At 68.2% G+C, this 21,379-nt stretch carries 16 protein-coding genes; 7 read left to right on the forward strand and 9 right to left on the reverse strand.

The genetic code is table 11. The features are described 5' to 3' along the window. Positions 1 to 81 precede the first annotated feature (81 nt). From NXI30_03070 to NXI30_03090, 5 genes are all read left to right on the forward strand, one after another. A complete protein-coding gene (locus NXI30_03070; protein ID MCR9093175.1) occupies positions 82 to 1,242 on the forward strand; it encodes a CoA transferase in 1,161 nt (386 codons plus the stop codon). Between the two features lie 36 nt (positions 1,243 to 1,278). Then, on the forward strand, positions 1,279 to 2,307 hold the full coding sequence (locus NXI30_03075) for an NADP-dependent oxidoreductase (protein ID MCR9093176.1): 1,029 nt from the start codon (positions 1,279 to 1,281) through the stop codon (positions 2,305 to 2,307). Between the two features lie 9 nt (positions 2,308 to 2,316). Then, positions 2,317 to 3,537: a CoA transferase gene (locus NXI30_03080; GenBank protein MCR9093177.1), complete on the forward strand. Its 1,221-nt coding sequence runs from the start codon at positions 2,317 to 2,319 to the stop codon at positions 3,535 to 3,537. Further along, entirely contained in the window at positions 3,435 to 4,073 is a 639-nt protein-coding gene (locus NXI30_03085) for a GNAT family N-acetyltransferase (protein ID MCR9093178.1), read from the forward strand. The genes NXI30_03080 and NXI30_03085 overlap by 103 nt, the downstream gene beginning before the upstream one ends. Positions 4,074 to 4,166: 93 nt before the next feature. After that, positions 4,167 to 6,311 carry an FAD-dependent oxidoreductase gene (locus NXI30_03090; protein ID MCR9093179.1) on the forward strand — a complete coding sequence of 715 codons (2,145 nt, stop codon included), beginning with the start codon at positions 4,167 to 4,169 and terminating at the stop codon, positions 6,309 to 6,311. Between the two features lie 12 nt (positions 6,312 to 6,323). On the opposite strand, the gene NXI30_03095 is transcribed toward NXI30_03090, so the two are convergent. Then, on the reverse strand, positions 6,324 to 8,549 hold the full coding sequence (locus NXI30_03095; protein MCR9093180.1) for a molybdopterin-dependent oxidoreductase: 2,226 nt from the start codon (positions 8,547 to 8,549) through the stop codon (positions 6,324 to 6,326). A gap of 300 nt (positions 8,550 to 8,849) precedes the next feature. On the opposite strand from NXI30_03095, the gene NXI30_03100 reads away from it, so the two are divergent. Further along, the gene (locus NXI30_03100) at positions 8,850 to 10,094 is read left to right on the forward strand and encodes an efflux RND transporter periplasmic adaptor subunit (protein ID MCR9093181.1); all 1,245 of its coding nucleotides are present in this window, start codon (positions 8,850 to 8,852) and stop codon (positions 10,092 to 10,094) included. Next, positions 10,091 to 13,339: an efflux RND transporter permease subunit gene (locus tag NXI30_03105; GenBank protein MCR9093182.1), complete on the forward strand. Its 3,249-nt coding sequence runs from the start codon at positions 10,091 to 10,093 to the stop codon at positions 13,337 to 13,339. Before NXI30_03100 ends, NXI30_03105 begins: the two co-directional genes overlap by 4 nt. A 45-nt stretch (positions 13,340 to 13,384) precedes the next feature. On the opposite strand, the gene NXI30_03110 is transcribed toward NXI30_03105, so the two are convergent. The 8 genes from NXI30_03110 to NXI30_03145 all read right to left on the reverse strand — a co-directional run bounded on the left by NXI30_03110 (position 13,385) and on the right by NXI30_03145 (position 21,378). Continuing rightward, positions 13,385 to 14,545, reverse strand: a complete 1,161-nt coding sequence (locus tag NXI30_03110; GenBank protein ID MCR9093183.1) for a Fic family protein — start codon at positions 14,543 to 14,545, stop codon at positions 13,385 to 13,387. Positions 14,546 to 14,710: 165 nt separating this feature from the next. Continuing rightward, positions 14,711 to 15,754, reverse strand: a complete 1,044-nt coding sequence (locus NXI30_03115) for an LLM class F420-dependent oxidoreductase (protein ID MCR9093184.1) — start codon at positions 15,752 to 15,754, stop codon at positions 14,711 to 14,713. A gap of 53 nt (positions 15,755 to 15,807) precedes the next feature. Then, positions 15,808 to 16,494: a glutathione S-transferase N-terminal domain-containing protein gene (locus NXI30_03120; protein ID MCR9093185.1), complete on the reverse strand. Its 687-nt coding sequence runs from the start codon at positions 16,492 to 16,494 to the stop codon at positions 15,808 to 15,810. Positions 16,495 to 16,526: 32 nt separating this feature from the next. Beyond that, the gene (locus NXI30_03125; GenBank protein ID MCR9093186.1) at positions 16,527 to 17,555 is read right to left on the reverse strand and encodes a glutathione S-transferase family protein; all 1,029 of its coding nucleotides are present in this window, start codon (positions 17,553 to 17,555) and stop codon (positions 16,527 to 16,529) included. 131 nt (positions 17,556 to 17,686) lie between these two features. After that, positions 17,687 to 18,424 (reverse strand): hypothetical protein, encoded by a 738-nt coding sequence (locus NXI30_03130; GenBank protein MCR9093187.1) that lies wholly within the window; start codon positions 18,422 to 18,424, stop codon positions 17,687 to 17,689. Positions 18,425 to 18,431: 7 nt separating this feature from the next. Then, positions 18,432 to 18,770 carry a hypothetical protein gene (locus NXI30_03135; protein ID MCR9093188.1) on the reverse strand — a complete coding sequence of 113 codons (339 nt, stop codon included), beginning with the start codon at positions 18,768 to 18,770 and terminating at the stop codon, positions 18,432 to 18,434. A gap of 12 nt (positions 18,771 to 18,782) precedes the next feature. Then, complete coding sequence (locus tag NXI30_03140; GenBank protein MCR9093189.1) at positions 18,783 to 20,243, reverse strand: AMP-binding protein; 1,461 nt, start codon at positions 20,241 to 20,243, stop codon at positions 18,783 to 18,785. Between the two features lie 31 nt (positions 20,244 to 20,274). Further along, entirely contained in the window at positions 20,275 to 21,378 is a 1,104-nt protein-coding gene (locus NXI30_03145) for a glutathione S-transferase family protein (GenBank protein ID MCR9093190.1), read from the reverse strand. Position 21,379: the final 1 nt, after the last annotated feature.

Below are 21,379 nucleotides of genomic sequence, written 5' to 3' on the forward strand. Positions count from 1 at the left end.
ATACCCGAATACGCCGACCTCGACGCGACCCCCGGTTTCCGTGGCTGCTAGCTTCCCGCCTCGCTTCGGAGGCCACCGCCCATGACCGAATCCAGCGCGAACGGGCCCCTCGCGGGCTACCGCGTCGTCGACCTGACCACGATGATCTCGGGCCCCATGGCCACCTGTGTCCTCGGGGACCAGGGCGCCGACGTGATCAAGGTCGAGTCCCCCGGCGTGGGCGACCTGGTCCGCCGGCTCGGCGCCCCCCGCGATGGGATCACCGCGACCTTCGCGACGACCAACCGCAACAAGCGCTCGATCGTCCTCGACCTCAAGCAGGACTCCGACATGGAGGCGTTCCGGAAGCTCGTCGCGACCGCCGACGTCGTCGTCCAGAACTTCCGCCCCGGCGTCGTCGACCGCATGGGCATCGGCTGTGACGCCCTGCGCGCGATCAAGCCCGACCTGATCTACGTCTCGATCTCGGGCTTCGGCGAGACGGGGCCCTACTCCGGCAAGCGCGTCTACGACCCGGTCATCCAGGCGCTCTCCGGACTCGCGACGATCCAGGGCGATCGCGGCGTCGGTCGACCGAAGATGATGCGCGTCGTGATCCCGGACAAGGTCACGGCGATGACCGCCGCGCAGGCGATCACGGCGGCGCTCCTCGCGAAGGAGCGGACCGGAGAGGGGCAGCACGTCAAGCTCTCGATGCTCGATGCGATGATCTCCCTCGCCTGGCCCGAAGGCTACGCGGGTCACACCTTCGTGGGCAGCGAGGCCGACGTGCCGCGCAACGCCCTCGCCCAGGACCTCGTCTTCGAGACGAAGGACGGATACATGACGGCGGGCGCGGTCTCGGACTCCGAGTGGCACGGGCTGACCCGCGCCCTCGGCCATCCCGAGTGGCTCGACGACGATCGTTTCAAGACCGCGGGCGGCCGCGTCGCCTACGCGAAGGAGCGCCTCGACCAGACCGCCGACGTACTCGTCACGCGCACCACCGAGGAGTGGCTCGAGCGCCTCGACGCGGAGCAGGTCCCCTGCGCCCCGATCCTGCCGCTCTCGGAGATCCTCGAGCATCCGCAGATCGAAGCGACCGGCGTGGTCGTCGAGACGGATCACCCCGTCGCGGGCCGGATCCGTCAGGCGCGCGCCGCCGCGCAGTTCGAGAAGACCCCGACCAACCTGGACCGCCCCGCCCCGACGCTCGGCGAGCACACGGACGAGATCCTCGCCGAGCTCGGCCTCGCGCGGTAGGCGAGTTCGGCGCCCAAGGAATCGACAGGAACCGACATGCCCTACACGAACCGCCAATGGCTGCTCGCCGCCCGACCCGTCGGGATGGTGAAGGAAACCGACTTCCGCCTCGCGAGCGAAGAGATCCCCGGCGTCGCCGACGGCGAGTTCCTCATCCGCAACCTCTTCCTCGCCTTCGAGCCGGCCCAGCGCGGCTGGATCGACGACGTCGAGAGCTACATCCCGCCGGTCCAGCTCGGCGAGGCCATGCGTGCGGGGACCGTCGGCCAGGTGATCGAGTCGAAGCACCCCGAGTTCGAGAAGGGCCAGCTCGTCTCCGGCATGTTCGGCTGGCAGGAGTACTATCTGACGGACGGCACGCCGGGCCCCTTCGGGGGCGTTTCCCGCGTGCCCGACGGGATCCCGCCCCAGCGCATGCTCTCGGTACTCGGCGCGACGGGCATGACCGCCTACTTCGGGATCCACGACATCCATCCCGTGAACGAAGGCGACAACGTCCTCGTCTCCGGCGCCGCCGGCGCGACGGGGTCGGTCGCGTCCCAGATCGCGCGGATCCGCGGCGCCGGCAAGGTCGTCGGAATCGCCGGCGGTCCCGACAAGTGCAAGTGGCTCGTCGAGGAAGCGAAGCTCGACGCGGCGATCGACTACAAGAACGAGGACGTGCTGAGGCGCATGCGCGAGGAGTTCCCGAACGGTGTCGACCTCTACTTCGACAACGTGGGCGGCGACATCCTCGACGCGGCCCTGCTCGCGATGGCCGAGCGCGGCCGGATCACGATGTGCGGCGGCATCTCGGGCTACAACGAGGAGACTCCGCCGCCCGGCCCGAGCAACATCATGCAGATCGTGATCAAGCGGCTGTCGGTCAAGGGCTTCATCCTCTTCGACCACGTGGCGAACGCGGGCCAGGCGATCGCCGACCTCGCGAAGTGGAGCGCCAGCGGCGAGATCGCAGTCGAAGAAGACATCCAGGAGGGCTTCGAGAACACGCCGAAGACCTTCCTCCGCCTCTTCCAGGGCAAGAACCTCGGCAAGCAGCTGATCAAGATCGCAGACGCGGAGTAGGACACACCCATGACCGAATCCAATGCACTCCCCCTCGAAGGGGTCCGCATCCTCGCCGTCGAGCAGATGCAGGCCATGCCCTTCGGAACGCAGCTCCTCGCACGGATGGGCGCGGACGTCGTCAAGGTCGAGCACCCGACGCGCGGCGAGTCCGGCCGCGGAAGCCTGCCCTCGATCACCGACGAAGACGGGAGCGAGACCGGCGCGACCTTCCTCCGCAACAACCTCGCGAAACGGAGCCTCGGCCTCGACCTCAAGAACCCGAAGGGCGCCGAGCTCTTCAAGAAGCTCGTCCCCGCCTACGACGTCGTCGTCGAGAACTTCAAGCCCGGCACGATGGAACGGCTCGGGCTCGGCTACGACACGCTCGAGGAGATCCATCCCGGCGTCATCTACGTGGCCGTCTCGGGCTTCGGATCCCTCCGCGAGACGCCCTACGGCAGCTGGCCGGCCTATGCCTGCGTTCCGGAGGCGATGAGCGGCTTCTACTCCTTCCGCCCGGAGGAAGGGCGACGGCCCAACATCGGCGTCGCCGGCGCGATCGGCGACATCGGCTCGGGCCTCTTCGCGATGATCGGGCTGCTCGCGGCGCTCCACCGCAAGAACCAGACGGGCCGCGGACAGAAGGTCGACGTCGCCATGATGGACGCGATGATCTCGATCATGGACATGGTCGCGTTCGGACCGTCCATCGGCCAACACGACCAGAGCCTCAAGGCCTGGCCCGGCATCCTGCAGTGCTTCGACGCGAAGGACGGCATGTTCGTGCTCCAGGTCGGCCGCGAGCACCAGTTCGAAGCGCTCGCCGATCTGATCGGCTGCCCCGAGTGGAAGACCGACGAACGCTTCGCGACGCGACAGGGGTGGAGCGAGAACATCGAGCCCGTGATCCGTCCGGCAGTCGAAGCCTGGGCCGCGGACAAGACGAAGCTCGAGGCGTCGCGCATCCTCGCCGAGTCCGGCGTCGTCGCCGGCCCCTCCTACGAGGGGCACGACCTCCTCGCGGATCCGCACGTTCGATCCCACGACATGCTCTGCGAGGTCCCGGTCGAGGGCCGGGAGGACCCGGTGATCGTCCACGGCAACCCGATCAAGTTCTCGGGAAGCCCCGAAGGCCCGACGGACAAGTGGCCCCTCGTCGGCGAACACACGTCCGAGGTCCTCGAAGGCGACCTCGGACTCGCCGACGACGAGCTGGCCGTGCTGCGCAGCGAAGGCGTGATCAACTGAGGATCGGCGGCGTCCGGCTTCGCGCGATCGCGTGGGAGGACCGACCGGCCCTGGCTTCGCTCCTCTCGATCGAGGCCGTCCATCGCTTTCTCTGCGATGGAGCGCCCCCACCCGACGAGGCGATCGACGCCTGGATCGAAGAAGGCCTCGAACCGGTCGCGCCCTGGCTCGGCCTCTGGCTCCTCGAGAACGATCGGGGAGAAGCCTTCGGGTGCGTCCGACTCTCCGCGGCCGAGGACGAGGCGGCGAGCGCCGAGCTCACCTACCTGCTCGATCCGTCCGTCTGGGGGCGCGGTCTGGCGACCCGGATGGCGCGGACCGCGCTCGCCCGCGCGTTCGCCCAGGGCGCCGACACGGTCCTGGCCGGCGTCGACGCCCCCAACACGGACTCGATCGCCGTCCTGCGGCGCCTCGGGATGCGTTTCCTTCGCGACGCCGACTATCCGAGCGGACCGGGCGTCGAGTACGTTCTCTCGAGCGCAGACTTCGACCCACCCGTCGCCGGCGAGGCGTTCGACGTCGTGGACGAACGCTGACGCTGCGGCACTCACGGGAGGTCGCCATGCAGGCACTCGACACGCGAAGACGCGCGTCCAGCTCGCTACCCTCCCCGGGCCAAGGAGTCCGCCATGTCCTTCTCCCACCTCCTCTCCCCCACGAAGATCGGCTCGATGGAGCTGCCCAACCGCGTGGTGATGGCGCCGATGGGCGTCGAGCTCGTCGAAGCCGACGGCGTCGTTCGTCAGCCGACGATCGACTACTACGTCGAGCGCGTTCGGGGCGGGGTCGGCCTGATCATCTCCGAGAACACGAGCGCCGCGTATCCGATGGGCGCCAACTCGGCCCACGAGATCGCGGTCTCCGACGACAAGTACCTGCCGGGGCTCACGGCGCTCACCGAAGCGGTCCACGCCGCCGGTGGGAAGATCGCCATCCAGCTCGCCCATCACGGCAAGGTCGGCCGCCTCGACACGATCGAAGGGCGTGAGCTCCTCATGCCTTCGATGCCACGGAAGTCGACGCGACCGAGCGGTCCGCTCGATCTCTCGATGGACGAGATGATGGCCATGGCCAAGGCCTCGGGTGGCGGCAAGCCCGTCATCAAGGAGGCGACCCACGAGGACATCGCCTGGTTGATCGAGGCCTTCGCCGACGCGGCGGAACGCGCCCGGCGCGCGGGCTTCGATGCCGTCGAGATCCATGCGGCCCACGGCTACATCTTCTCCGAGTTCCACTCCCCCGCCTGGAATTTCCGCGAGGACGAGTACGGCGGCGACGCGGAAGGTCGATCGAAGCTCCTCTGCGACGTCCTGCGCGCCTGCAAGGCGCGCACGGGCGGCGACTTCCCGATCTGGTGCCGACTCGACGCGAAGGAGATCGGCGTCGAGAACGGCATCGTCGTCGAGGAGGCCGCCAAGACCGCGCGCTTCGCCCAGGAGGCGGGCGCCGACGCGATCCACGTGAGCGCCTACTCCGATCCGATGGGCGCAGGCTTCACCGAAGGTCCGCTCGTCCACCGCGAGGGCGGCTTCCTCGGGTTCGCCTCCACCATCAAGCGCTCGGTCGACGTCCCCGTGATCACCGCCGGTCGGATCACCGTCGAGCGCGGCGAAGAGGCGATCCGGGGCGGCGAAGTCGATCTCGTCGCGCTGGGGCGACCGCTCCTCGCGGAGCCCGAGCTCGTCAAGAAGCTGTCGGAGGGGCGTCGAGACGAAATCCGCCCCTGCATCTACTGCTACGTCTGCGTCGCGCAGCCCTTCTTCGATCGCCGGGTGAAGTGCGCCGTCAATCCGGTCCTCGCCCAGGAGAGCGAGTTCGCGCCCCTTCTCCGTGAGAAGGCGCCCGACCCCAAGCGCGTCGTCGTCGTGGGCAGTGGCCCGGCCGGCGTGGAAGCCGCCTGCACCGCCGCCGCCCGCGGCCATCAGGTCACGCTCTTCGAGAAGGACGCCCACGTCGGCGGAACGCTCCGCTTCGCTGCGCTCCCCTATGAACCCAACGAGCGCCTTCTCGACTGGATGGAGGCGCGACTCGCGCGATCGAACGTCGACGTCCGGACCGGCACACCGGCGACCGCCGAGGCGATCTCGGCGCTCTCCCCCGACGTCGTCCTCGCGGGCCTCGGTGCGCGACGCGAGTCGAGCGGGATCCCCGGCGCCGACGGATCCCACGTCTGGGACGGCGACGATCTCCGCCTCGTGCTCGCCGGCGATCCGGCGACGACCAGGCGCCTGGGCATCCCCCTCTACGCCCGGCTCGCGATCTCGATCGGACGCAGCCTCGGGATCACGACCGACCCGTCGCGCCTGCGGAGCGCCTCGAAGCTCTTCATGCCGATGGGCAAGCGCGTGACGATCATCGGCGGCGGACTCGTCGGCGCGGAGCTCGCGGAGTTCCTCGCCGAGCGGGGACGCGAGGTGACCGTGATCGAGCGGGGACCGGTCGTCGCCCTCGAAATGGCTCATCCACGACGCTGGCGTGTCCTTCACGAGCTTCGCGAGGCCGGCGTCGAGCTCGTGACCGAGGCAACACCCCTCGAGATCACGAAGGATGCCGTCCGCTTCAGCCGCAAGGGCGAAGGCGAGGACGAAGCGCCGGTGGAGCGCCTCGTGCCCGCGGACACGGTCGTGATCGCCGAAGGGCTCGCCGCCAACCCGGATCCGCTCGAGGCCCTTCGCGCCTGCGGCGCCCCGGTCGTCCCGATCGGCGACGTGGAAGGCGTGAAGTACATCGAGGGCGCCATCCACCAGGGCTTCCGCGCCGCGATCGAGCTCTGAATCCGGCGCGCCTCAGGCCGCGGCGACCTCGACCGGGATCCCGTTGAGGACGCCGTTGCCACTCGCCGTGTCGATCACGCGATCGTCGGTCAGGACGTTGCTGGGCACGCCCGCGTTCGCCGCAGCGACGGCCATGCGCGACCCGGGCGTTCCGTGCCCCCAGCCGTGGGGCAGTGAGACGACGCCCTTCATCATGGCCTCGCTCACCTCGACCTCGACCTCGAGAGCGCCGGCCTTCGAACGGATCTCCGTTCGGCTGCCGCTCTCGAGACCGCGCGTCGCGGCGTCGTCCGGATGCATGAGCAGGGTGCAGCGGGACTTGCCCGAGACGAGGCTCGGCACGTTGTGCATCCAGGAGTTGTTCGAGCGGAGGTGACGTCGGCCGATCAGCAGGAGCCCTTCGGAGGCGCCGCCGTCGAGGCGCGCGCGGACCCGCGCCCAATCCGCGACCAGGTGCGGAGCGTCCAGGTCGAACTTCGCGCTCTCGGTCCGCAGGCGCGCGGGGAAGCGCTCGACCATCGGTCCGAGATCGATCCCGTGCGGGTGCTCGGCCAGCTTCCGGAGCGAGACCCCGCCCGGGCGCGCGCCGAAGAGATCGCCCTGCCAACCGCCGCGGAGCTTCAGATCGAGCTGCTTGAGGAGCGGCGAGAGGCCCTCGAGCTCCGCTTCGATCTTCTCGCGATCGAGGTCGTGTCGGTCCACGAGCTTTCCGATCGCCTTCTCGATCAGCTCGTCGTGGAGCTGGTTCGGATCGGCGTCCGCGCCCTGCCCCGCGATCGCGAGGGTGAGCCGCGCGAAGATCTCGGCCTCGTCCGGACCGTCCGATTCGAAGACCGGCTCGTCGAACTTCGCGAAGCTGCGGATCGCGTTCACCATGAACGTGAACTCGTAGGTCGGCTCCTCGAGCGCCGACGGCGCCGGCAGGATCACGTCCGCGTGCCGGCTGGTCTCGTTCACGTAGATGTCGAAGGCCACGTAGAAGTCGAGCTCGCCGAACGCGCGATCGAGCCGCTCGCTGTTCGGGTAGGAGCGGACGGGATTCGCGGCGACGCTCAGCGCGGCGCGGATCTGGCCGGGGCCGGGCGTCTCCATCTCGTCGGCGAGGCTCGCCGCGGGGAACTCACCGTTGATCTCGGGGTGGCTCCCGACGCGGCTCTTCCAGCGACCGACGCGGTAGCCGCGACCGCCGGGCTCGCCGTCGTCGATGCTCGCCGCGATCGGCGACGAGGTCATCACGCCGCCGGGCCGATCGAAGTTTCCCGTCAGGATGTTGAGCACCGCGCACATCCACGCGGTCGCCGTCCCGAACTCGACCGTATGCGCCCCGATCCGGCCGTAGACCGCGGCGGCCGCCGCGCCGGCGAGGTCCCGCGCCTGGCGTCGGGTCGTCTCGGCATCGATCCCGCAGAGATTCGCGACCGCCTCCGGAGTGAACGCGTCCACCAGCTCGCGGATCGTGTCGACGCCGTCCACGAAGGGTTCGAGCCGGCCGATGTCGACGAGATCCTCCTCGAAGAGGGTCCGCACCATCGCGGCGAGCCAGAAGACGTCGGTCCCGGGCCGGATGAAGAGATGTTCGTGGGCCCGGGCGGCGGTCTCGGAGCGCCGGGGGTCGACGACGACGAGCCTGGCTCCACGCTTCGGCATGTCCTTCAGTCGGCCCGGAAAATCCGGGGCCGTCATCAGACTGCCGTTCGAGGCCATCGGGTTCGCCCCGAGCATGAGCAGGTGGTCCGTCCGGTCGATGTCCGGGATCGGGAACGCCGCCGGGTCGCCCCAGAGCAGACCCGACACGACGTGTGCCGGCATCTGGTCGACGGTCGACGCGCTGTAGATCTGACGCGTGCCGCAGGCGCGGATCATCGGCCCCATGTAGAAGGCGGGGGCCAGGTGGTGGGTCGTAGGATTGCCGAGCACGAGGCCCAGGCTCTCGCGCCCGTGCTCCTCGAAGACGCGACCGAACCCCTCGGCGACGGCCGCGAAGGCCTCGTCCCAGGTCGCGGGAACCAGCTCACCGTCACGACGGACCAGCGGCGTCCGCAGTCGGTCCGGATCGTCGTGCAGCTCGCCCAGGTTCGCGCCCTTCGGGCAGATGAAGCCGCGACTGAAGGGGTCGTCGTCGTCCCCGCGCACGCGGACGACGCGGTCGCCTTCGACCTCGACCGCGAGGCCGCAAGTGGCCTCGCAGAGCGGGCAGGTTCGATACTGGGTCCGGGGGGCGGCGTCGGTGGGGGCCATGGCGTGTCTCCTGAGGCCTGATCTTAGGCGAGGCCGCCCGTCCCGCGTCTCCAGCGGGCTGACCCGACCCCGTTTGACACCCGCCAGCCCCCTACCTAGCTTCCGAGAAACGCGCCCCCCCTACGGATACGGGTCCCCGACGACCCATCCGCCCTCGCCCGCCTCGCGCGGTCGACCCGGAACCCCGATGCCCCTAAGTCCTTGCCGCGAAAAGTCTTTTCAGCGGTCTACCACCTCTTCTCCGGGCTCGTCGGGCCGGCCCGACGCGGTGGGGCGGCGGGCGGAAGAGATCCCCCTGCGATGAAGCGCTCCGCCCTTCGCCAACCGCTGCTGATCATCGGCGCGGCCGTTCTCGTGGTCGCCCTCCTCGTGCGCGTCCAGCGCTCGCCCGAGGATCGCCCCCAGCAGAACGCCGCGCCCCTCGTCCGGACGGTGGTCGCCGAGCCGACCGAAGTCCGATTCACGGTCCAGGCGAACGGCTCCGTCACGCCGCGGACCGAGAGCGAGCTGATCCCCCAGGTCTCTGGCGAAGTCGTCGAAATGTCGCCCCAGCTCGTCGCCGGCGGCTTCTTCGAGGAAGACGATTTCCTGGCCCGGATCGACGACGCCGACTACCGCGTCGATCGCGAGGCCGCGCGGGCCCAGGTCGCGCGCGCTCGCAGCGAGTTCGGTCGCGCCGAGAAGGAGCGCGCCCGCCAGCGCCGCCTCGCTGATCGCTCGGTCGCGAGCGAGGCCCGGATCGACGATGCCGAGAACGCGTACGGGATCGCCGAGGCGAGCCTGCGTGAAGCCCAGGCCCGACTCGAGCGCGCGGAGCGCGACCTCGCACGAACCGAGATCCGTGCCCCCTACCGCGGCCGCGTCCGCGCGGAGCAGGTCGACCTCGGTCAGTTCGTGAACCGCGGCCAGTCGATCGCGACCCTCTACGCGATCGACTACGCCGAGGTCCGGCTCCCGATTCCGGATCGCGAGCTCGCCTACCTCGAGTTCGGACAGTTTCGCGCCGCGATCGTCGGGAAGGGCGAGACGACCGGAGCGAAGGTCGTCCTGTCGACCGAGTTCGCGGGCGCCCAGCACCACTGGGAAGGCGTGCTCGATCGGACCGAGGCCGAGCTCGACCCCAGGAGCCGCATGATCAACCTCGTCGCCCGCGTGCCCGAGCCGTACAAGCTCGAGGCGCCGCGGAGCGCGCCCCTCGCGATCGGTCTCTTCGTCGACGCGGAGATCGAAGGGCGGGTCGTCGAGGACGCCTTCGTCCTGCCGCGGGACGCGCTTCGCGCGGGCGACCGCGTGTACGTGATCGACGCGGAGAACCGGATCGCCTTTCGCGAGGTCGAGGTCCTCCGGACCGAACGCGATCGGGTGGTCGTCGCCGGAGGCCTCGTCGCCGGCGAGATGATCTGTACCTCGCCCCTCGATGCGGCGATCGATGGCATGCTCGTCCGCGTGAGCGGCGAGACGGCGGCACCCACCGTCGAGGATCCCGCTTCGGAGGACCTCGCGGAGCGCGGGGACGCGGAAGCGGCGGCAGGAGCCATCCCGTGATCCGCGCCATCGCGTGGTTCGCCCGGAACCACGTCGCCGCGAACCTGCTGATGGCGCTCATGCTGATCGGCGGGATCGTCAGCCTGCCCGCGATCCAGCAGCGCGCCTTCCCCGAGATCGTGGTCGACGTGATCGCGATCAACGTCGTCTATCTCGGCGCAGCGCCCGAAGAGGTCGAGCAGGGCGTCTGTATCCGGATCGAGGAAGAGATCCACGGCATCGACGGGATCGAGGAGATCAAGAGCTCCGCCGCCGAAGGGGCCTGCGGCGTGAGCGCCGAATTGATGACGGGCTATCCGATCGACCGCGCTCTCTCCGAGATCAAGAACGCCGTCGACTCGATCACGACCTTTCCGGTCGAGACCGAGAAGCCGATCGTCAGCCACTTCGAGGTTCGCAATACCGCCCTGTCGATCGCCGTCTCCGCCGCCGCCGACGAGCGCTCGCTCAAGGTCTACGGCGAGCGGATCCGCGATTCGATCGCGTCCCTGCCCGACGTGACCCAGGTCGAGCTCAAGAACGTCCGCGACTACGAGATCTCGATCGAGGTCGCCGAGGAGACGCTCCGACGGCACGACCTGACCTTCGACGAGGTCGTCGCGGCGGTCCGGCGCGGCTCCCTCGATCGACCCGGCGGATCCATCAAGACGACGGGCGGCGAGATCCTTCTCAGGACGAAGGGTCAGGCCTACGTCGGCCAGGAATTCGAGCGGATCGTCCTACGGACCGAGGCGGACGGGACGCGGCTCCTCCTCTCGGACGTCGCGACCGTCGTCGACGGCTTCGAGCCGGACGAGCAGTTCGCCACCTTCGACGGCAACCCCGCGATCACGATCAAGGCCTACCGCGTCGGCGACCAGAAGGTGATCCGGGTCGTCGACGCGATCCGTGCCCATCTCGAGGAGTTCCGCGCGTTCGTTCCGGAAGGACTCTCCATGAACGTCTGGGAAGACGAGTCCCAGACGCTCAAGGACCGCCTCAACATCCTGATCAAGAACGGGGTGAGCGGATTCGTCCTCGTCTTCGTCGTGCTCGCCCTCTTCCTTCGCCTGAAGCTCGCGATCTGGGTCTCGATCGGCGTGCCGCTCTCGATCCTGGGGGCGCTCTTCCTCTTCCCCTACACCGACATCTCGATCGACGTGATCTCGCTCTTCGCGTTCATCATGGTGCTGGGACTGCTGGTGGACGACGCCGTCGTCGTCGGCGAGAACGTCCATCGCCACCAGGAAGCCGCGGAAGACCCCCTCGACGCCTCCGTTCGCGGGACCCAGGAGGTCTCGATCCCGGTGATCTTCGGCGTACTCACGACGATCGCCGCCTTCGGCCCGATGATCTTCGCGCCCGGCACGATGGGCCAGATCTTCGGCGTGATCGGGCTCTCCGCCTCGCTCTGCCTCGTCTTCTCGGTGATCGAGTCCCAGCTCGTCCTGCCGGCCCACCTCGGCCACATGAAGCCGAGCGCCGCCCACGGGACGCTCGAGCCGGGCTCGCTCCAGGCGCGCTGGAAGTCCTTCCAGGCGACGATGGCCTCGAGCCTCTCGCGCCTCGCCCAGGACCGCTATCGGCCGCTCCTCGATCGCGCCCTCGCGAACCGCTACTCGGTCATCGCCGGGGGGATCGGCATCCTCGTCATCGCGCTCACCACGGTGGGAACCGGGATCGGCGGCGCCAAGATGAATTTCTCGTTCTTCCCGCCGATCGAGAGCGACTACGTGACCGCGACGCTCACGATGCCCCAGGGCACGCCGATCGAAGCGACGGAGCGCGCCGCACGGGTCGTCCTCGATGCTGCCCACCGAACCAAGGCCGAGCTCGCCGAGGATGGCTTCGATGCGGACGAGCTGATCCAGCACGTGCTCTTCTCGGTCGGCCAGCAGCCCAACGCCGGCGACTCCGGTCCTGGCGATCCTTCCGGCGCGACCGGAAGCCACCTCGCCGAGATCCGGATGTCGATCCAATCGGGGGACCACCGCCCGATCAGTGCGGCCGAGATCAAGCAGCGATGGCGCGACCAGACGGAGAAGGTCGCCATCCCGGACGTCGTCGAGCTCAGCTTCAACGCCGCGCTCTTCGACGCCGGCGACCCGATCGACATCCAGCTCCGAAGCACCGACGTCGACCAGCTCGTCGAGGCCGCAGGCCGACTCAAGGCCGAGCTCTCGCGAAAGATCGGCGTGTTCGAGATCAGCGACTCGTTCCGTGCCGGAAAGCAGGAGCTCAAGCTCGACATCCTGCCCGCCGCCCAGACCCTCGGTCTCACCCTCGACGATCTCTCGAAGCAGGTCCGGCAGGCGTTCTACGGCGAGGAGGCCCAGCGGATCCAGCGCGGTCGCGACGACATCCGCGTGATGGTCCGCTACCCGGACCGGGACCGGCGCTCCCTCGCCGACCTCGACGAGCTCCGGATCCGGACCCCGAACGGGGGCGAGGTTCCCTTCTACGCCGTCGCGCGCGCCGAGCTGGGGCGGGGCTTCGCGACGATCAAACGGGCGGACCGCAACCGCGTGATCCACGTAACCGCGGACGTCGACGTCAAGGAGGTCGCGGCGGGCGACGTGATCGCGGAGCTCGAGCGCGAGTTCATACCGCTGCTCCTCGCCGACTATCCGGGCATGTCCTACTCGCTCGAGGGCGAGCAGTCCGAGCAGGCGGAGAGCATGGGCGGGCTCTTCCGCAACTACGCGGTCGCGCTCTTCATGATCTACGCGCTGCTCGCGATCCCGCTCCGGTCCTACGTCCAGCCGCTGATCATCATGGCCGTGATCCCCTTCGGCCTCGTCGGCGCGATCATCGGCCACTGGTTCATGTACTTCGTGCGCGAGATCTTCACGGACCAGACCTTCAACTTCTCGATGATGTCGATCTTCGGGTTCGTCGCGTTGACGGGGGTCGTCGTCAACTCGAGCCTCGTCCTCGTCCACTACATCAACGAGCGGCGCGCCGAGGGCGTGGCCCTCGAAGAAGCGGTCCGGGCCGCCGGTGTTGCCCGCTTCCGGCCGATCGTGCTGACGTCGATGACCACGTTCGTCGGCCTCGCGCCGATCCTGCGCGAGGGCAGCGTGAGCGCGCAGTTCCTGATCCCGATGGCCACGAGCCTGGGCTTCGGCGTCCTCTTCGGCTCGACGATCTCGCTCTTCCTCGTCCCGTCCGCCTACGTCGTCGTCGAGGACGTGAAATCGGCCCTCGCAGGACGCAAGGACGAACTCCAGGAGATCGACCCGCTCGATCCGCTGATCGGCAGCTGAGGTCCTCCGGTCGCACCGAACCATCTCCGTCCGAACGAACGAGACTCAGAGCGGCTCGGTCCCCTCGTTCAGGATCGAGAGGTATTCGTCATAGACGAAGAGCCGATTGCGTTGCTTGCCGGTCAGCTCTCGGACGATCCCCAGCTCGACGAGCAGGTCGATCGAAGAAGAGACCGTGGGAAACGAGAGCTCGGTCCGTTCCGACACCGACGAGATCGAGCCCAACGGACGTGCGGAGAAGGCTTCCAACACACGAAGCGCCGACCCGGCTCGGCGCCCCCGATTGGCGATCGAGTTGCGATCCTTCGAGAAGAGCCGCGAGAGCCGATCCGTCGCAGCGACGACCTCCTGCGCCACCGACGTGACGCCTTCCAGGTAGAAGGACATCCACGCTTCCCAGTCTCCATGTGTGCGGACTCGAGTCAGCAGCGAGTAGTACTCCGTTCGATGCTGCTTGAAGTAGAGACTCAGATAGAGGAGAGGATCGCTGAGGGTGCGTTGCTCGCAGAGCAGGAAGGTGATCAGAAGACGACCCACCCGACCGTTGCCATCGAGGAAGGGATGAATGGTCTCGAACTGGACGTGCGCGAGTCCTGCGCGAAGAAGCGGCGGAAGATCGTCGTCTTCTGCGTGCAGGAATCGCTCGAGGTCCGTCAGGCACTCAGCCAGCCGATTCGCAGGAGGCGGAACGAACTCCGCGTCGCGCGCGCGCTGCCCTCCTAGCCATACGCCAGTCGTGCGGAATTCGCCGGGCTGCTTGTCGCTTCCGCGTCCGCGGGCGAGAAGGACTTCGTGGATCTCCCGGATGAGCCGCGTCGAGAGCGGGAACCCGCCTCGCAGCCGCTCGAGCCCGTGCTGGAGCGCCGCGACATAGCTCGCGACTTCCACGACATCCGACTCGGGAACGCCGGGCGCTTCGTCCAACTCGAAGAGCAAGAGATCGGAGAGCGTCGACTGCGTGCCTTCGATCTGCGAAGAGAGAAGCGCCTCTTTCCGGATGTACGTGTAGAGAAGGAGTTCCTTGTCGGGCAGAAGCGTCGAGACGCCGTCGAGACGACCAAGCGACACGTTCGCCTCGGCGGCGAGTCTGTTGAGACCCGTAAGGTCGAGGGATGGCATGGGAGGAAGGGGAAGTGGGACGAAGGCAGCTACGCGATCCCCTCCGATCACGGTCTCTTCGTATCGCCCGGTGAGTCCGCGCTCCAATCACTTGCCCTCGAACGCAAGAAGTTTGAATAGCCTCGCTCGTAGCTAAATTTTATAGCCCAAATTTTAACAATAGCGATGATCCCCCGAAGGGATCCCACTGACGCCGTCTGCGACGCCCGCGCAGTGTTCTGAGAGCACCGCAACCCGGCCGACGCCCCCCGGCTAGAGCAGCTCTTCCGCGAGCAGCTCGAGCGCTTCCGGCTGCATCGCCCCGACCTGGAGCGCCGCGACCTCGCGCCGCGACCCAGCCTCCTTCCACGCCTGGAGGCGGTCGCGGATCTTGTCCGCGGGGCCGACGAGGTGGACGGCGTCGACGAGCTCATTCGGGACCGCGGCGATCGCCTCGGCCTTCTTCCCGTCGAGGAAGAGGTCCTGGATCTCGATCGCGGCGTCCACGAAGCCCATCCGCTTGGCGTAGTCGTTGTAGAAGTTCTTGTCGCGGGCGCCCATGCCACCCACGTACTGAGCGATGTTGGCCTTGACCGGGGCCATCGCCTTCTCGACGTCGTCGCTGATGATGCACGAGATGCCGACCTGGACGTCGAAGTTCTCGAGGCTCTTGCCGCCGCCCGCCTTCGCGAAGCCCTCTTCGAGGGGGGACTGGAGCAGCTCCTTGTAGCGCTCCGGGTCGTACATCATCGGAATCACGCCGTCGGCGACCTCGGCGGCACACTTCAGACCGTTGGGACTGATCGACGCCGTGTAGATCGGGATGTCGGGGTTGCCGTGCAGGATGCTCTTGAGTGGCTTGCCGAGGCCCGAGGCCTTCGGGTCCTTCGTCGGGATCTGGTAGTACTCGCCGTCGAACTCGAGCTTCTCCTCGCGCGCGAGGATCTTGCGGATGATCGCGATGTACTCCTTGGTCCGCGTGAGGGGCTTGCCGTAGGGCACGCCGTGCCAGCCCTCGATCACCTGGGGACCCGAGGGCCCGAGACCGAGCTTGAAGCGCCCGCCCGAGAGGTGATCCAGGGTCATCGCGGTCATGGCCGTCATCGCCGGCGTCCGCGCCTGCATCTGCATGATCGCCGTCCCGACCTTGAGGGTCGTCGTCTGCGCCGCGATCCAGGTCGCCGTCGTGACCGCGTCGTTGCCCCACGCCTCCGCCGTCCAGGCGGACTCGAAGCCGAGGCTCTCGGCGTGCTTCACGAGGTCCATGCGGATCGAGGCCTTCGGTCCGAAGTTCATGGCATTGATGGCGAGCTTCATTGCGTTTCCTTTCGAGGGCCGCTCCGTGAATCGAGGGTGGCCCGATCGGGCGTTCAGGTCTGCAGGCTCTTGCGAGCGTTCTCCGCGAACTTCTTCGCGGCGTCGTCGTCCTTGGTCAGGTTCTTCACCTTGATCGGAACCGCCAGCCCCCGGTCGACCGCCGGCCGCGGCCGGATCGACTTGAGCCAGCGCTCCAGGTTCGGGAGCCCCTCGATGGAGACCCCCGACCACTTGTACGTCTTGACCCAGCAGAAGTTGGCGATGTCCGCGATCGTGTACTGGTCGGCGGCGAGCCACTCCTTGCCCTCGAGGCCGCGCTCGATCACTTCGAAGAGCCGGCGACTCTCGTTCTGGTAGCGCGCGATGACGGACGGGAGCTTCTCGGGGAAGTAGCGGAAGAAGACGTTCGCCTGCCCCATCATCGGGCCGATCCCACCCATCTGGAACATCAGCCACTGCATCGTCTCGGAGCGGCCCTTCGCGTCCGTCGGCAGGAGCCGCCCGGCCTTCTCGGCCAGATAGACCATGATCGCGCCGGTCTCGAAGACCGCGAAGTCTTCTTCCTCGCGATCGACGATCACCGGGATCCGGCCGTTCGGATTGAGCTTCAGGAACCACTCTTCCTTCTGCACGTTCTTCGAGAGGTCGATGGCGTGCGCCGTGTACTCGAGCCCGAGCTCCTCGAGCGTCACGCTCGCCTTGTGACCGTTCGGCGTCGGGGCCGTGTAGAGATCGATCATGTCGGACCTCCCGTCGTTCTCGTTCGGAGAGTTCAGGCGCTCTGGAGCGTCTCGAGGCAGCCCGCCGCCGCGAGCACGGGGTCGAGGGCTTCCTTGGCCTCGGCCGCCGCGTACTTCTCTCGCAGGACCGCGAGGGACTTCGCGTGGTACTTCTGGGGCTGCTGCGTGAAGGTCTCGCCCAGGAGTTCGACGCTGAACGACTCGTCTCCTGAACCGAAGGCCGCCGCGTTCGCGACGGTCCAGGGACAGAAGAGCGCGCCGACCTGCTCGGCCAGGAAGGGCGCGAGGGTCGACTCGACGCTCGCCCAGTCCTCCCAGTCGCCGAGGATCGTGGGCCAGGTCATGCGGTGGATCCAATCGAGGACGTTGGGTGCCGAGCCTTCGACCCAGGCGCCACCGGTCGGGTCCGTCCAGGCATTGTAGATCTGACCCCAGAGCCCGAAGTCGCCCCAGGACGGACGGCCGCCGAAGAGATAGGGGCGATCCTCGAGGTGGGCTTCCAGCCGTGCCAGGCCCGCCAGGAACGAGCGTTCGATCTGCGGTCCCGTGACCTCGTTCGAGCCGACGAAGTGGAGGCGTCCCTTCATCCGTTCCATGAACTGGGCGCGGACGGCGAGGCGGGCCTCCTCGTTGCCCTTTGGCGCCATCATCGTCGCGGCACGACCCGCGGCCGAGAGGCAGTCCTCCTCTCGGGCCCAACGCAGGTGGAACATCCACTTGTTGCCCCATTCGTCGCCGAACTCCTCGAGCAGGATCGAGACGAAGCGCGCGACCGGGTCGCTCGGGTGCGTGGACGGCTCCGGCGCGAGCTCGTCGATCCGCTCCATGATCGGCGTCGAGTCCTGGAGCGCCTGCTCGTCCGGCGACACCACCAGGGGAATGATCAGGATCTTCGCGAACTTCTGGTACTCGGCCATCGAGTCCGCGTTCCGGACGATCCAGCGGTGGGGCACGTCCTTGAAGCGGAAATAGGAACGGATCTTCACCGAGAAGGGCGAGAGCTCGTTGCCGAAGATGCGGTACTCGTCGGGCGAGATCGCGGAAGCTCGTTGCGAAGGCATGGGGGGATCCTCTCGTTCGCGCGGCGACGAAGCACGATGGCAGATCGACCTGTGCGCCGCAAAATCGTGGAAGGACTCGAGGTCATTGGTCGAAGAAACCCCGGCCGTGGACCCGGAACCCTCCTCGGACGTCAGCCGCTCGGAACGGAATCCGCGTCGACGTGGATCCAGGTCGCGCGCGCATGGCCCACGCACGCGCCGGCCTCGTCGTAGAGCGCGGTCCCGGTGACGTGCTTCCGTCCGTCGTTCTCGATGTACCAGCTGGTCACGACGCAGGGCGCACCGATCCGGACGGAGCCGAAGATCTGCACGGCCATCTCGCCTAACAGCACGACCCCGTCGACCTGCGGGAAGGAGAAGGCCCCGGGGCAATCGAGGGCCGCCCAGACGAACGTGTCGTCGAGTTCGCCCGCGGAGCCCGAGCGGAGACTCTCGTCCGGCGTCCAGGTCGCCGCGAAGAGCCCGCCCTCGTTCGCCGCGCCCGGAAAGATCCGAAGCCCGTCGCCCGCCTCCCGATCGATCCCACAGACGAAGCAACCCGGAAAGACGTGCTCGTCGAATCCGCGAAACGACCGCGTCGCCTCGGCGGCCACCTCGAAGGAGGGCGGAGGAGGCGGGGAGAGTTCGAGCGGAACGGCCCGTGCCTTCGCAACCAGGCGATCGCCGTCGAAGAGCCCCGCGCCCTCGCCTTCTTCCCGGACGTCGAGCGCGGCTTCGAGCGGCGGCGGCGCGAAGAGTCGGACGGCGACCGCTGGGCGATCCGCGTCGGTCTCGACGAAGCCCGCGAGTCGTCCAGCGACGTAGCCTCCGTTCCCGGAGGTCGGAGGTCCGCAGAAGCGCGACGCGATCGAGAAGCTCCCGAGGCCCATACGAGTGCTAGATCCGAATCTCGCCGCTCGCGATCCGGTCGTAGGCGATCCCATCGAGCGGGACGTAGGTCGACTTCTCCGGGTCGCGGTAGTAGATCGGATCCTGGAGCTGGGCGGGATCGAAGCCCTCCTTCACGAGGTCGACCTTGCGGTGCTTGAAGGTTCCGGTGATCTCCATCTGCGGAAGGAGCCGGACGAAGAGCGGGCGGGCGTAGAAGGCGAGCTCCTGCTCGATCCGTCGACCGAAGGCTTCTAGGTCGAAATCGTCGGACGTGACGAGGGCGGCCATGCCTGCGCGGCCGTCGGCGCCGGGCACCTCGACACCGTAGACGTTCGCCTCTTCCACCCCGGGCTCGACCTACAGGACTTCCGCGACCTCGTTCGTCGAGACGTTCTCGCCCTTCCACCGGAAGGTGTCCCCGATCCGATCGACGAAGTAGAAATAGCCGTCGCGATCGAGTCGGAGAAGGTCACCCGTCCGGAAGTAGGCGTCGCCCTTCTCGAAGACGTCGGTCAAGATCTTCTTCTTCGACGCTTCCTCGTTGGTGTAGCCCTCGAAGCGCTGGGTCGCGTTGATCTTCATCAGCAGCTCGCCGGGCTCGTCGAAGTCCGCCGGCGTGCAGAACCCGTCTTCGCCGCGGATCACCGCTTCCTCGACGACGTCGAAGCGTGCGACCTGGATGCCCTGAGCCTTGCGCAGCAGGGGCGGCAGGTAGCCGATCGCCCCGACGCGGCTGTCGTGGTTGAGCAGCATCATGTTGCCCTCGGTCGCGCCGTAGAACTCGACGATCCGCGGGATCTTGAAGCGCTCGACGAAGGGCCCCCACACCTCCGGGCGCAGACCGTTGCCCATCGCCGTCCGGATCCGGTGGCGGTTCTCGTCGGGATGGGTCGGCGAATTGAGGAGGTAGCGACAGAGCTCGCCGATGTACTGGAAGACGGTCACCTCGTGCTGGACACAATCACTCCAGAACCGCGACGCCGAGAATCGGCGTGCGATCACGAGGGTTCCGCCGGCCATCAGGATCCCCCCCGCGGCGAGCATCCCGCCCGCGCTGTGGTAGAGCGGGAGGCAGCAGTAGAGCCGATCGGCCGGCGTGAGACTCTGGAACTTCCAGCAACCGACCGCCGCGGTCATCGCCTTCGAGTGGCTGACGCGAGCCGCCTTGGGCAGACCCGTCGTGCCGCTCGTATAGATGTAGAAGAGGCCATCCGCTCCGGTCCGCGCCGCGCGGACGCTCTCCGGAACCGCCGCGTCCCCCGCCGCCTCGCAGGCCGCGTCGAAGGAGGTCGCCTCGAGGAGGGTGGCCGCCTTCGCGTCGGACGCGTCGTCGAAGGACGCCAGCAGGATCGTCGGCTTCGTCTCGAGCTCCGGGAGGACCGACGCCGCCCCTTCGGCGAGCTCGCTGCCGACGATCAGGTAGTCCGCCCCGGCTTCGCGGATGCAGTGGGCCAGGCGATCCCCGGTCAGATGGGTGTTGAGCAGCGCCGTCACGACGCCGACCCGGGAGAGACCGAGCCAGGTCGCCACGTACTCGGCGCGATTCTCCATGAGGAGCGCGACGACGTCGCCTCGCTCGAGGCCCTGCCCGAGCGCCCAGTTCGCGACGCGGTTCGCGTGACGATCGAGCTCACCCCAGGTCATCCGACTCGACTCGCCGACCAACGCCGGCTGATCCGGACGACGCTGGAAGTGTTCCGCGAGGGAGTCCGAGAACTCGACGCGCCGCTGCGGCCCGAAGCGAAGCGCGCTCGGGACCACGCGGCCGAAGGCGGAGACGAACCCGAGGGCGCGGCTGACTCTTCGAAGGGCATTCATGCTGGGGACACTCCTGATCCTGACCCGCTCGTCAGCGGGGGGGCTCGGCACTCACCTCGGAGAAGACCAGGTCGAAGCCCTTCTTCTCGAGCCGATGCCTCGGAGTGTAGGCGAGAACGGGCTCCCAACCGGTCCCGGCGAGCGCCTGGTCCACCCGCGCCCGATCCGCCACCGGGAGCGCCCGATAGGGGTCGAGGATCCGCTGGAGCATCCAGAGGGAGTAGACCTGCGCACCCCGGGTCAGGGTCGACCCCCGGAGCGGCCATTCGGCGATCCCGACGACCCGCGGCGGCGTCTCGCCCACGAGCGCGTGCTCGTCCGCCCAGGCCTCGACGACCTCGGCCAGTGCGACGAGGAGCGACGCTCCGTCGCCGCCCATCGTGGTCAGGACGTCGACGAGAGTATCGGGCAGGGCGTCGTCCGCGAACCAGTCGCCCTGATCGTCCGCCCCCGGCATGTTGCAGTACTCGATCCAGCGAACGACGGGCAGCGCCGTCTCGAGGAGCAGCCGGCGCGACAGCAGATCCGTGTAGTAGTGGGCATAGATCGGCCCCATCAGGGCACAGTCGGCGAGGCTCATCCGATCGCCGAGCACGAAGTCGTTCTCGTCGAAATGAGCCGAGAGCGTCGCGAGCATCGCCGTCACGTGCTCGTCGATCGCCGGCGCCGCCTCCGGCGTCGCCCCGACCGCGAAGCGCCCCTTCACCATCTGGTCCCCGGCGCGGTTGCCCTGCTCCATCGAGCCGGTCATCGCCCCGAAGCGCCGACGCGTGAGCGCCTCGCCCTCTTCCGTCCCCCAGCGGGTGTGCATCGCCGACGTGAGCATCACCTCGTCCGCGAAGACCTCGATCAAGGCGCAGACGATCCGGTGGAGCGGCGTCTTCGGGTAGAGCGGCGGATCCGGGTGGCGCGCCTCGAGGGCGTCGAGGATGTCGCTCGTGTCCTGCCAGACCTCGCCCTCCGGCGTGGACACCGCCGGGATGAACGCGTACCCGGTCTGCTCCAGGATCCAACGCACGTCGGCGCGCTTCTCCTCCAGGAAGAGCTGCTTGTAGCGCATCGCCGCCCGCGCCTTCGCCGTGAAGTACGAGACGTCGAAGCCGTGCAGGACGTAGGGTCGATCGGTGGGATTCATG

The sequence above is a fragment of the bacterium genome (genome assembly GCA_024742285.1).
GTDB lineage: Bacteria > Myxococcota_A > UBA9160 > UBA9160 > UBA4427 > UBA4427.

Coding starts and splice junctions, on each gene's coding strand:
- NXI30_03140 (MCR9093189.1), bottom strand. CDS start 20,243: ATGAATGCCCTTCGAAGAGTCAGCCGCGCCCTCGGGTTCGTCTCCGCC.
- NXI30_03145 (MCR9093190.1), bottom strand. CDS start 21,378: ATGAATCCCACCGATCGACCCTACGTCCTGCACGGCTTCGACGTCTCG.
- NXI30_03120 (MCR9093185.1), bottom strand. CDS start 16,494: ATGATCGATCTCTACACGGCCCCGACGCCGAACGGTCACAAGGCGAGC.
- NXI30_03095 (MCR9093180.1), bottom strand. CDS start 8,549: ATGGCCCCCACCGACGCCGCCCCCCGGACCCAGTATCGAACCTGCCCG.
- NXI30_03100 (MCR9093181.1), top strand. CDS start 8,850: ATGAAGCGCTCCGCCCTTCGCCAACCGCTGCTGATCATCGGCGCGGCC.
- NXI30_03125 (MCR9093186.1), bottom strand. CDS start 17,555: ATGCCTTCGCAACGAGCTTCCGCGATCTCGCCCGACGAGTACCGCATC.
- NXI30_03130 (MCR9093187.1), bottom strand. CDS start 18,424: ATGGGCCTCGGGAGCTTCTCGATCGCGTCGCGCTTCTGCGGACCTCCG.
- NXI30_03080 (MCR9093177.1), top strand. CDS start 2,317: ATGACCGAATCCAATGCACTCCCCCTCGAAGGGGTCCGCATCCTCGCC.
- NXI30_03075 (MCR9093176.1), top strand. CDS start 1,279: ATGCCCTACACGAACCGCCAATGGCTGCTCGCCGCCCGACCCGTCGGG.
- NXI30_03070 (MCR9093175.1), top strand. CDS start 82: ATGACCGAATCCAGCGCGAACGGGCCCCTCGCGGGCTACCGCGTCGTC.
- NXI30_03090 (MCR9093179.1), top strand. CDS start 4,167: ATGTCCTTCTCCCACCTCCTCTCCCCCACGAAGATCGGCTCGATGGAG.
- NXI30_03115 (MCR9093184.1), bottom strand. CDS start 15,754: ATGAAGCTCGCCATCAATGCCATGAACTTCGGACCGAAGGCCTCGATC.